Here is a 12,323-nt window from a genome sequence, read left to right as displayed (position 1 = left end):
GTTCGATTTTCCGCTCTCCTTGGAAGCCCGCATGTCCGCCGCGCGGAGAAGGGATTCCAGGTAGGCCAGCCGGAAGGGGCCAAGGTCCGACGAGTCCCGCAGTTCAAGGCAGGCTTCCAGCCAGGACGGCTGGTCGTCCTTACCACGTCCCATCTGCATTGCGGTAAGCGAGAGCCGAAGGGCGGGCCAACTCTGGCCATCAACCACGAGGGCTGGCAGTTCATCGCCGCCCATCAGGACGTGGACGCCCACTCTGCCGCTCCGGGTATCAAACCTTCCGTCCCATAGTGATTTCCCCAGCCACCTTCGGATTTCCTTTTCGGTTTGCTCCACCAGCGTCCGCATCGGAAGGCAGTACACCAGACGGCGGGGCCAACCGGGATCGGCCCGATTCACCCGGTTCCACAACCAGGCCAGCACGACGGCGGTCTTTCCAAGACCCGTGGGGATGTTGATGAGCAGGGATTGGCAGGTGGTGCCCGTTTGCAGGGTCGCCAGGTCGCCCGTCCGGGCTTCAGAACCGCAGGCCAGACGGCACTGGTAGTCGTACGGCGTCGTTTTTGTCGTCTCAGGGACGCGCTCCTGCGTGTCCGATACTTCCCCCTGTCGGGTGTGTGAAGTGGCATCGGGGATCGAGGGAAGGCCATGGCTTCGGGTGCTTCCATCGTTTCCAGCCGTTGGTCCACGGGCATAGCGGAATTGATCAGGGTCGCGGTGGAACACGCCCCTGCCAATTGGTAGGGACGCGCTCCTGCGTGTCCGATACTTCCCCCGTCGGGTGTGTGAAGTGGCATCGGAGATCGAGGGAAAGTCCTGGCGTTGGGTGCTTCCCTGCGTTCCCCGCCGTTGGCCCACGGGCGCAGCGGAGCTGATCAGGGTCGCGGTGGAACACGCCCCTACCAATTGGTAGGGACGCGCTCGTGCGTGTCCGATACCTCCCCCGTCGGGTGTGTGAAGTGGCATCGGAGATCGAGGGAAAGTTCTGGCGTTGGGTGCTTCCCTGCGTTCCCCGCCGTTGGCCCTCGGGCGCAGCGGAGCTGATCAGGGTCGCGGTGGAACACGCCCCTGCCAATTGGTAGGGACGCGCTCCTGCGTGTCCGATGCTTCCCGCGTCGGGCGTGTGGAACTCGATCCCTCGTCAACCGATCAGGGCAGTTGGGCGATGATGCGCAGGGGGGCACCGCTGCCGTTCTGGATCTTCATCGGGAGCGCCACGACGTAGGCCCCCTTCGGCGGCAGGCGATCCAGGTTGGCGACGTTCTCAAAAGCCGGGACGTTGTGCTCAAACAGCGCCCGATGCGCCTCAAACAGCCGCGACGGGCCGTGGTCAATGCTCGCGGTGTCGAGGCCCACGGCCTTGATGCGCCGCTCCTTCACCAGCCACCGGGCGGCATCGGGATGCAGCCCGGGGAAATGCAGCTCCTTCACCGCCTCCGGCCCCTTCGCCGCCGTGCCCAGGTAGCGCACGGCATCGGGCCAAAACGCGCCAAATCCGGTGTGGATCAACACGATCCTGCCCGGCCGGATCCGCCCATGCCGCCGCTCCCAGCGTCGGAAGTCGTCCACCGTGACCTCGTAGTCCCGGTCGGCCCGCACGGCGTCGGTGACGGACACCACCACGGCCTGCCCGGTGAGTTGATCCAGGGGGATCTGATCCACGGTCCTGCGGTCCTTGGCGAAGTGCAGCGGGGCATCCAGGTGCGTGCCCCCGTGCTCGGGCGCGCGGTAGGCCCGTGCGACATAGAAGTAGCCGGCCGGGGTGAAGCCCTGAAACCGGGTCTCCAGTTCGAAGGTTTCCTCGGTCGGCCAGTATAGCGTTTCGGGGCCAAAGGCGTGGGTGAGGTCCACCCAGGTTCCGGACGCGGACGGCCGGTCCGGTGCCGCGGTCAGGAGTCCGGCGGCCAGCAGGGCGAGAGGCAATGAGGCGTAGCGAAGGGCGATCACCCGGGGAGGATCACCCGACAGGTCCCGGAAAATCCAGTGCGCCGACGGTCCCCGTCGGCGGCGGTTTCCGACCCGGGTTTGTCCCGGGAATGCGAGGGAATCGTCCGGGGAATCGAAACGAGCCGGATTTTTCATTTTCCACCCGGCTCCGCGGGGGTAGTTGTCACCGGCTTGCGCTCGGGCCTGAGGCCGGTCCGGGCACGGCGCGCCCCACAAAATGAGCTCAAAACCGCTGACGACTGTTGAAGTCAAGGAACTCACCGACGGACTCCACCGGCTGGCCCGGAACCTGTGGTGGAGTTGGGACCAGAACGCCCAGGAGATCTTTCAGACGCTCTCCCCGCGCGGGTGGGAGAACCTGTACCACAACCCGGTGGCGATCCTGCATGAGGTGTCGGATTATGAGCTGCGGGTGCGCCTCCAGGATCCCGAACTGGCCCACCAGGTGCGGGCCACCCTCGCCGATTTCGAGGCCTACATGAAGGAGCGCGACACGTGGGCCGCACGCCATGCGCCGCAGCTGGCCCAGCGTCCGGTGGCCTACTTTTCGGCGGAGTTCGCCTTCCATGAGTGCCTCCCGATCGCGGCGGGCGGCCTCGGGGCGCTGGCCGGCGACCATACCAAGTCCGCCAGCGACCTCGGGCTGGGCTTTGTCGGGATCAGCCTCTTCTACCGCGAGGGCTATTTCCAGCAGTCCATCAACAACGACAACTGGCAGCAGGAAAACTACAGCGTCCTGAACCCGCGCAACCTGCCGCTGGACGCGGTGGTGGACGGCAGCGGCAAGCCCGTGGTGTGCAGCGTGCGGATCTTCGGGCAGCCCATCCATTTCCATGCCTGGCGGATCAATGTGGGGCGCGTGCCGGTGTACCTCCTGGATTCCAACCGTCCGGAAAACGAGGGGCAATACCGCGATCTGACCAACCGGGTGTACGGCGGCGACACCACCACCCGGATCATGCAGGAGATCCTCCTGGGCGTGGGCGGTGTGCGGCTTCTGCGGGCCCTGGGCGTCCAGCCCTCGACCTTCCACATGAACGAGGGACACGCGGCCTTCCTCACCCTCGAGCTGATCCGGGAAAAGATGGCCGCCGGAAAGACCTTCGAGGAGGCCGGTGAACTCACCCGGCAGGAGTGCATTTTCACCACCCACACCCCGGTCGAGGCGGGACACGACCGATTCTCCAACGACCTGGTGCGGCTCGCCGGGGGCAAGTTTGAGGTCAACCTCAAGCGGAGCCACGACGACCTCATGGAGCTCGGCAACGAGCATCCGGGACAACCGGGAAACCCCTTCTGCATGACGGCGCTCGCCCTGCGGTTTTCACGGTCCGCCAACGGCGTCAGCCAGCTCCATGGCCAGGTGAGCCGCGAAATGTGGAAGCACTACTTCGGCAAGTCGGATCCCGACGAGGTGCCGATCGGATCCATCACCAATGGCGTGCACCTGGTGGGCTGGGTCAAGGGCCCGATCCGGCGCCTCTGGATGCGCAAGTTCGTCGAGCAGGGGGGCGACCCGAGGCGCTTCGTGTACGAGGCCAACACCCCGGAGTTTTGGCAGCGGCTTGCGGACCCCGCAGTGACGTCGGACGAGGAGCTCTGGGCGATGCGCTACCGCCTCCGTCGGGAACTCATCGAGTTTGCACGCAGGCGCCTGCTGATCCAGGGGCGTTCCCTGAGCAGCGGCGACTTCATCACGTTTGACGCCATGCTGAACCCGGACGCGCTGACCATCGGGTTTGCACGGCGCTTCGCGACCTACAAGCGCGCGCCGCTCATCTTCGACCAGTTCGAGAACATCGTGAAGCTCGTCCGCGACACCAGCCGCCCGGTGCAGTTCGTCTTCGCGGGCAAGGCGCATCCGCGCGACGAGCACGGCAAGGCGTTCATCCAGAAGATCGTTCACCTCTCGAAGTTCAGCGAACTCAAGGGGCACGTGGTCTTCATCGAGAACTACGACATTCACGTCTGCCGCAAGATGGTCTCGGGCTGTGACGTATGGCTCAACAACCCGCGGCGCCCCCTGGAGGCCTCGGGCACCAGCGGCATGAAGACCACCCCGCACGGCTGTCTCAACCTGTCCATTCTCGACGGCTGGTGGCGCGAGGATTTTGATGGAACCAACGGCTTCGGCATCGGACCCGATGCGCACCCCGGCGACGTTCAGGAGCAGGACCGCGTGGACAGCGCCAATCTGTACCAGGTGCTCACCGAGGAGGTTGTGCCGACGTTCTTCAACCGCGACGCCGATGGCATCCCGCGCCAGTGGATCGTCAAGATCCGGCGCGCCCTGGTGACGCTGGCGGCCAAGTACAGCACGTGGCGCATGGTGCAGGAGTACACGGAGAAGTACTACACGAAGCCGCCGCCCCCTGCCGCTTAGGCGGCGGACCCTGGACTTTGGTGGGGGGAAGGCTCTGCCTTGGTGGGGCGAGGCTCCCCGCCGAGCCGTACGGCCAGCTTGTGGCCTGGCCTGTGGGGACTTCACCCGCGAACGGCTCGTGAGGACCCTCGCCCCACCGGTGGTGGTGGCGGGTGCCGCGGCAGGGTGCGGATCCTGTCTGGTGGGGTGAGGCTCCCGCCGAGCCGTACGGCCAACCGTGGCCTGGCCTATGGGGACTTCACCCGCGAACGGCTCGTGAGGACCCTCGCCCCACCGGTGGTGGCGGGTGCCGCGGCAGGGTGCGGATCCTGTCTGGTGGGGCGAGGCTCCTGCCGAGCCGTACGGCCAGCTCGTGGCCTGGCCTGTGGGGACTTCACCCGCGAACGGCTCGTGAGGACCCTCGTATTGCCCACCGGTGGTGGCGGCGGGTGCCGCGGCAGGGTGCGGATCCTGTCTGGTGGGGCGAGGCTCCCGCCGAGCCGTACGGCCAGTTCGTGGCCTGGCCTGTGGGGACTTCACCCGCGAACGGCTCGTGAGGACCCTCCACCGGTGGTGGTGGCGGCGGGTGCTGCTGGTTCGGGTCAGGCCAGCACGGTGCGGATCACTTCGCCGTGAACGTCGGTGAGGCGCCGGTCGGCGCCGTCGTGGCGCCAGGTCAGGCGGGTGTGGTCCAGCCCGAGCAGGTGCAGGACCGTGGCGTGCAGATCGTGGTGGGTCGTCTTGTCGTGCGCCGCCTTCCAGGACCATTCATCGCTGGCCCCATGGGCGACCCCCGGGCGCACGCCTCCGCCGGCCATCCAGCCGACATAGGTGCCGCCATTGTGGTCGCGGCCCTCACCGCTCTGTGAGAACGGCATCCGGCCGAACTCGGTGTTCCACAGGACGAGGGTGTCGTCCAGGAGCCCGCGTGCCTTGAGATCGCGCAGGAGGGCGGCGACCGGCTGGTCGGTTGCGGCACACATCGGCGGCAGTTCCTTGACGATGCTGGCGTGATTGTCCCAGTTGCCCGTGGGACCGCCGGCGCCGCTCCACACCTGCACGAAGCGGACCCCCCGCTCGACCAGGCGGCGGGCCAGCAGGCAGCGGCGCCCGAAGTCGGCGGTCACCTCGCGGTCGAGTCCGTACAGCCGGCGCGTGGCTGCGGACTCGCGGTCCAGGGAGAGGGCCTCCGGCGCGCTGAGCTGCATCCGGGCCGCCAGCTCGTAGGCGGCGATCCGTGCCTCCAGCCGGGCATCGCCTGGGTGCGCCTCCTGATGGCGGCGGTTGAGTCGCTGCAGGACTTCGAGGCCGTCGCGGCCGGCCTCGGGAGTGATGTAGGCGGCCGTGGCTGGTGCCTTCAGGGCGGCAAGCGGATGGGACGCCCCGGCGTCGAGGAGGGTGCCCTGGTGGCTCACCGGCAGGAACCCGGAGCTGAAATTGCCCCGCTGGTTGTAGGGCAGGCCGCGCCGGTCGGGCAGCACAACAAAGGTCGGCAGATTGTCGGCCTCATTACCCAGCGCATAGCTGACCCACGCACCGAGACACGGGAACCCCGGCAGCAGGAATCCGGTGTTCATCAGGTAGCTCGCCGGACCGTGGACGTTGGTGCGCGATTGCATCGCCATCAGGAAGGCGAGGTCGTCCACACACCCCGCCAGATGCGGGAGCAGGTCGCTGACCCACCGGCCGGAGGCGCCGTGCTGCCGGAGGGGAAAGGGCGGCGCGAGGATTTTTCCCGGCTCGCTGGTCGGTGCCTCCACCCGCTGGCCGTCCCCGGGATCAAAGGGCTCGCCTGCCCGCCGGGCCAGCAGCGGTTTGTGATCGAAGAGGTCCATCTGGCTCGCCCCTCCGTTCATGAACAACTGGATGACCCGGCGTGCGGCGGCCGGGTGGTGCGCGGGGCGGGCGGCGCCGCCTCCCGTGGCGTGGAGCAGGTGCGACAGCGCGATACCCCCGAAGCCGCCGCCCAGGCGCCCGAGGAAGTCGCGACGCGACCCGCGGATCCGCGGACGGCCGTCGCCAGGCTCAGTGCACGAACACAAATTCATTGCTGTTGAACAGCAGCCGGCAGGTGCTGGCGAATCCGTGGCGCGCCGCGTGGGCCTCCAGATCCTGCGCCTCCTCCGGTGCCGGCGGGCGGCCCCATGCCAGCAGGCAGGCCCGGGCGACCCGGGCGGGACCGGTGTCGGCCTCGGCCTCGATCCGGGCCGCCAGGTGCTCCGCCTGTCGCACGGCAAACCGGTCGTTCCACAGGGCAAGGGCCTGCTGCACCGTCACGGAGTTGGCACGTTCCGGGGTGAGTTGGTCCCCCGCCGGGCAGTCCAGGGCGTCCATGAACGGATCGGGCAGGGTGCGGAACAGGAAGCGGTACACGCTGCGGCGGCTGCCGGCCGGCGCATCCACGTCGAAAACGGCGTAGTCCACCTTCGGGGTCACGTGGATCCCCGGCTCGAGTCCGAACTGCCGGTCCGACGGGCCGCCCATCGTGGGGTCCAGCCGGCCGCTTGCGGACAGCATCGCGTCGCGGATGCATTCCGCGTCGAGGCGGGTCCGGTGCATCCGGGACAGCAGCCGGTTCTCAGGATCAAGGGCAGCGGCTCCCGGGTCTGGCGTGCAGGACTGCCGGTAGGTGGCGCTGGTGACGAGCAGTCGGTGGAGCTGTTTGAGGGATCCCTGAGCCTCGTCGCGGAACCACAGGGCCAGCCAGTCGAGCAGCTCCGGGTGTGTTGGCGGGGATCCCATGACGCCGAAATCGTTCAGCGAGGCGGCGAGGCCGCGTCCGAAATGGTGTCGCCACACCCGGTTGACCACCGAGCGCCAAGTCAGGACGTTGGCGTCGGCCGTCAGCCAGGTGGCCAGGGTCGCCCGGCGTGAGCCTTCGTCCGAGGGGTCCGTGAGTTCGAAGCGTGAGGGAAGTGGAGGCAGGCAGTGGAGTGCCCCGGGCTGCGCGGCCTCCAGGGGCTGGGTGATTTCGCCCCGGCGCAGCAGCGAGACCGGACGCGGACCCGGAGTGGGTTTCAGACCGCCGTCCGGCTCGAAATCCGCCGCCGCGGCATAGACCAGGGATGGCGGCGGAAGCGCCGCGAGGGCGTCCTCGATTTCGCGTCCAAGGACCCAGGCGGCCAGTTCCAGCCGGTCGGCCTGGGTGCGGTCGGATTCCGGACGGTCCAGCAGGGCCTCGATGGCCGCCGGAACTGCGACAATGGACACGGAGGCCTGGTCCGTGACCGACAGGCGCAGCCGGCCGATGACGTGTCCGCCGCCGTGGACCTGGCGGAGTTCGCAGACGAGCACCGACCCCTCGCGGAGGTGGACGGGAGTCGCAAACGGGAAGACCGCATGATGGGCCTCGCCGACCCGGGGATGGATGGCCCAGGCGGTGGCATCATCGCCGTCGAGCGCGTGCCCGATCGGCCATCCTTGCTGGCTGAAATCGGCGCCCGGGTTGGCCATCGCGATGTCCGCGCCCTGCGGGGTTTCGGGTTCGAAGACACGCAGCCGGACTTCGCTGAGATGCAGGTTCCCGTTGTCCGCGCGCCCCGGCCCCGCCTGCGGCAAACTCGGGTCGGTCAACACGTCCAGGCGGATGGCCGTCACGGTGGCCACCGGTGAAGCCGCGGTGATCAGGTAGGTGTCGCGTTCGGGCCGTTCACCGCCCGCCAGCAGCGACTGATCGGGTTGACGGACCAGTGGCACCCCGCTCGTGGCCACGAAGGTCCGGGGTTCCAGCACGGCCCACGCGATCCGGCGGGATCGTTGATCCTCCTCCCAGGCCCGGATGCGGTCACGGGTTTCCGGACTGTCGAGAAGGGCGGCATCCCGCCGGGTCACCTGACGCTGTTGCCGCCTCAACTCCTGCCGGCGGCGATGGTGCGCGGGGTCGGGGTCAAAGGCCCGATTGGCGCGGTCCACACCCGAGAAGACCGCCTGCAGCGCGTAGTAGTCCCGCTGGGAGATCGGGTCGAACTTGTGATCGTGGCACCGCGCGCAATGCACGGTCGAGCTGACCGCCACGCTCATCACCGTGGTGATCATGTCATCGCGGTCCAGGTATCGGGCAATCTGCCGGTCGAGGGTGTCCTCGCGGATGTCCCGCAGCGAGCTCTCGTCCCAGGGGCCCGCCGCGAGGAACCCCAGCGCCACGGTGGCCTGCGGATCCCCGGGAAACAGCACATCTCCGGCGACCTGTTCTTGAAGGAACCGCGCATAGGGTCTGTCCCCGTTGAAGGCCGCGATCAGGTAGTCGCGGTAGGGCCAGGCGTTGGTCCGGATCCGGTCCTGGTCGTGCCCGTGGGTTTCGGCGAAATGGACGGCATCCATCCACAACCGTGCCCAGCGCTCGCCGTGCTGGGGAGACGCCAGAAGGCGGTCCACGAGCCGTTCGTAGGCGTCGGGCGCCGGATCCAGGACAAACGCCTCAATCGCCTCGGGCGTGGGTGGGAGGCCCACGAGGTCGAAGGTGACCCGCCGGATCAGCGTCCGGCGGTCGGCCTCGGGTGCCGGACGTCCCCCCGCCGATGCGAGCGTGTGCCGAATGAAGGCATCCACGGGATGTCGCGCTCCGAAGCCGGCCGGGGGTGGCGGCTGGAGGGCGTCCAGCGTTTGGTAGGCCCAGTGGCCTCGGGATGCATCGGACGGCGTGCCGACGCCAGCCGCCCACGCCAGGACGGTGGCGCTTGCGATCGCGAGCGCGATCAGACGTTGCCGCGACCTGGGGAGCACGGGGTGACCTTAGGCCGACGGGAGGGATCCAGACAACCGCGGTCTCGCGGGCTCAAGGACGCGCCGGGGGAATGCGTCGCGGGGCTTCCTGACGACTCCTTCCGGGATTCGGGCGACAGGTGATTTTCGGGGAATTCCGGGGACTTCCCAAGCCGCGACCCGCCAGTTTACCGTTGCGGCGATGTCCCCCGCTTCCCGTCGTTGGACGCTCCGGGTGCGGCGCCCCTGGTTCCCGCTCACCCTGGGTCTCGGCCTGGTTCTTTGTGTCGCCGCCGAGGAACCCCAGCCGGGTGCCGAACGGCTCCAGTCCAGTCCGGTGCTCCGGTCGCTGCGTCCCAATCCCGTCGCCAGGACCCCGGTGTCGGCTGCGGAGGAGACCGTGGCGCGCATGCATGTGCCCGAAGGGTTCCGCGTAGATCTGGTGGCCGCGGAACCCGAGGTGCACCAGCCGATCGCGCTGGCCTGGGATGCCCGCGGGCGCCTCTGGGTCGCCGAGGCGCACAGTTACCCGACCCGGCGGCCCCCGGGCGAAGGTGAGGATCGGCTGGTGATTCTGGCGGATCGTGACGGGGACGGCCGGTTCGAGACCCGACGGGTGTTTGCCGAGGGGCTCAACCTCGTCAGCGGCTTCGCGGTGGGCCATGGCGGGGTCTGGGTGGGTGCCGCACCCGAGTTGCTGTTTCTGCCCGATGCGGATCAGGACGACGTGCCGGATTCCGCGCCGCGCGTGCTGCTGGACGGCTTTGGATTTCAGGACACCCATGAGTGCCTGAACAGTTTCCTGTGGGGGCCGGACGGCTGGCTGTACGGGATCCAGGGGGTCTTCAACTATGGTCGCATCGGCAGGCCCGGATCCCCGGATGCCGGGCGTCAGGAATTGCGGGCCGGGGTCTGGCGGTACCATCCGGTCCGCCACGAGTTTGAGGTCTTTGCCCACGGCGGGAGCAATCCTTGGGGACTCGACCACGATGCGCACGGTCAACTGTTCATGACCCACTGCCGGAGCTACTGGGGGGGCGGCGGCACCACCCACGTGATCCAGGGCGGCCAGTTTTGGAACCAGGCCAACGCCAATTACGCCCCATGGATCATCGCGAACCCCCCGCGCGAATTCCCGGAGTTCCGCAATTTCCTGCTGGCATCGGCGCGCTACGACCACGGCGCCGGCGGCGCGGGCGCTCCCGGCAGCGACGCCATCTACGGCGGCCACTCGCATGTGGGGACGCTCATCTACCAGGGAGACAACTGGCCCGACCGCTATCGGGGCCACCTCTTCACCCACAACCTCCACGGCCACCAGATCAATCATCAGGTGAACCACCGCGAGGGCTCCGGATTCCATACCGTCCACGGGGGAGACGACGTCCTGTTCTGCACCGACCCGCAATATGTTGCGGTCGCCCTGGTGTCGGGTCCGGACGGCGCGGTGTACTTCAGCGACTGGTGTGATCTGCAGCACTGCCACAATCCGCACACCGAGCGGTGGGACCGTTCCAACGGCCGCATTTACCGGATGGTGCACCTGGCCGGTTGGACGCCCCGAAACCCGGACCTGACGCAGCGCTCCGACGCCGACCTCGTCCGCTTGCTGACCCATCGCAATGCCTGGCACGCGCGCACCGCGCGCCGCCTGCTCGCCGAGCGGGCCGCCGCGGGTCGCCCGCTGGATCCCGCCGCTGCGGAGGCCATCCGGGAACTGGCCACCGCCGGTGCAACGGCGGCGGACCGGCTGCAGGGGCTTTGGACCGCCCATGCGGCCCTGCCCGGGGCGGACGCGCTCCGGACCGCGGCGCTGTCGGATCCCGACGAGTTTGTCCGGGCCTGGGGCGTCCAGCTCTCCGCGGAAGCGGGGGCACCGTTGCCGGAATCGGTCCGTTCGACCGTGCTCCGGATGGCATCGGACGATCCCTCCGCATTGGTGCGGCTCCACCTCGCCGCGGCGTCCCAACGGCTGCCCGCCGAGCTCGGCTGGCTTCTCGTGGAGGCCCTGGCCCGCCATACCGAGGATCGTGAGGACCGCAATTTACCCCCGCTGCTCTGGACGGCACTGGCACCGCGTTTGGTGGAGGATCCCGGCCGGGCCCTGGCCCTGGCGCGAACCACCGCCATTCCGCGCCTTGCCGACTGGATTCACTGGTATGCCGCCACGCTCGGTGGGGATCCGCTCGAACGCAGCGTGGCGGCGTGGTCGGAGACTCCGGACCAGTGGCCGCGCCGGCTTGCGGGTTTGTGGCTCGCGCTGGAGCCGCGGGGACCCCTGCCCATGCCGACCGCGTGGACCACGCTGGGGCCGCGGCTTGCGGCCCATCCCGATCCACGGCTCGCCCGCCTCTCCCAGCGGGTGGCCGCCGCGTTTGGCGACACCACGGCCTTTCCCGAACTTCGGGCCGTGCTGGCAGATCCCGGGCGGCCCGCCGACCAGCGGCGCCATGCGTTTGCCGTGCTGGGCCGTGCTGCGGATCCGGCGGCCTTCACCGTCTTTGTCGCGCTGCTGGATGAACCGGATTACCGCACGGATGCCCTCCGGTTGCTGGCCCGGTTCGACACGCTCGATGTACCCGCCGCGCTGCTGAAGCGTCAGGCGGACTGGGACGATGCGACCCGAAATGCGGCGTTTGAGGTGCTGACCCGCCGGCCCGCCCACGCCCTGGCGCTCCTGCAGGCGGTCGCCGACGGCCGCGTGCCGCGCAATCAGCTGACGGCCCTTCACATGCGACAGCTCGGCGAGCTCCGGGACGCCCGTGTGGACGCGCAAATCGCCCGATCCTGGGGGCGGATCCAGTCCAGTCCGGAGGACCTGCTCGCGCGGATGGCCGGTCTGCAGCACACGTTCGAGGAGGCGCCGCTCTGGGCCTACGATGGCCGGGCCGGACGCCGTCACTTCCAGCAGCTCTGCGCCCCGTGCCATGTCCTGGGTCCCGATGGCAGCCGCCTGGGTCCGGAGCTCACCGGCGCCGGACGCAACGGCATCCGGTATTATCTGGAAAACATCCTCGATCCCGACGCCGTGGTGGGCACCGACTACCAGATGACCTCCGTTGAGACCCGCGCGGGGGATGTCGTCTCCGGTCTGGTGCTGCAGGAGACGGACACGGCCATCACCCTGCGGACGCCCGCCGAGGAGCGGGTGATTGCGAAGGCCGATGTGGTCCGCCGCGAACGCAGCGAGCGCTCCCTGATGCCCGGCGGGTTGCTGGAATCCCTGAACGCCCGGGAGCAACTGGAACTGCTGAAGTACCTCACGGAAAACTGAGCGGGTGCCATGCTTCCGTTTGCGGGACGCCCCGGGTAGCCT

The 12,323-nt window shown here is 68.7% G+C and carries 5 protein-coding genes and 1 pseudogene; 2 read left to right on the top strand and 4 right to left on the bottom strand.

The features are described from left to right. Window positions 1-297: 297 nt before the first annotated feature. Both KF791_10940 and KF791_10935 read right to left on the bottom strand, forming a co-directional pair. A pseudogene (locus tag KF791_10940) lies at window positions 298-963 on the bottom strand (DEAD/DEAH box helicase). A gap of 183 nt (window positions 964-1,146) precedes the next feature. After that, window positions 1,147-2,079, bottom strand: coding sequence for a cyclase family protein (locus tag KF791_10935; protein MBX3733097.1), 933 nt, complete (start codon window positions 2,077-2,079; stop codon window positions 1,147-1,149). A gap of 82 nt (window positions 2,080-2,161) precedes the next feature. Between KF791_10935 and glgP the strand changes: the two genes are divergently transcribed. Further along, on the top strand, window positions 2,162-4,327 hold the full coding sequence (gene glgP / locus KF791_10930; GenBank protein MBX3733096.1) for an alpha-glucan family phosphorylase: 2,166 nt from the start codon (window positions 2,162-2,164) through the stop codon (window positions 4,325-4,327). A 581-nt stretch (window positions 4,328-4,908) separates the two neighbouring features. On the opposite strand, the gene KF791_10925 is transcribed toward glgP, so the two are convergent. Both KF791_10925 and KF791_10920 read right to left on the bottom strand, forming a co-directional pair. Beyond that, a complete protein-coding gene (locus KF791_10925) occupies window positions 4,909-6,354 on the bottom strand; it encodes a DUF1501 domain-containing protein (GenBank protein ID MBX3733095.1) in 1,446 nt (481 codons plus the stop codon). Further along, window positions 6,332-9,028, bottom strand: a complete 2,697-nt coding sequence (locus tag KF791_10920) for a DUF1549 domain-containing protein (protein ID MBX3733094.1) — start codon at window positions 9,026-9,028, stop codon at window positions 6,332-6,334. The genes KF791_10925 and KF791_10920 overlap by 23 nt, the downstream gene beginning before the upstream one ends. Before the next feature lie 181 nt (window positions 9,029-9,209). On the opposite strand from KF791_10920, the gene KF791_10915 reads away from it, so the two are divergent. Next, a complete protein-coding gene (locus KF791_10915) occupies window positions 9,210-12,281 on the top strand; it encodes a hypothetical protein (protein MBX3733093.1) in 3,072 nt (1,023 codons plus the stop codon). The last annotated feature ends 42 nt before the right edge of the window (window positions 12,282-12,323 follow it).

The organism is Verrucomicrobiia bacterium (assembly GCA_019634635.1).
Classification (GTDB): Bacteria; Verrucomicrobiota; Verrucomicrobiia; order Limisphaerales; family UBA9464; genus UBA9464.
The sequence above is the reverse complement of the archived record's forward strand: the minus strand, read 5'-3'. Positions and strand labels throughout refer to the sequence as shown.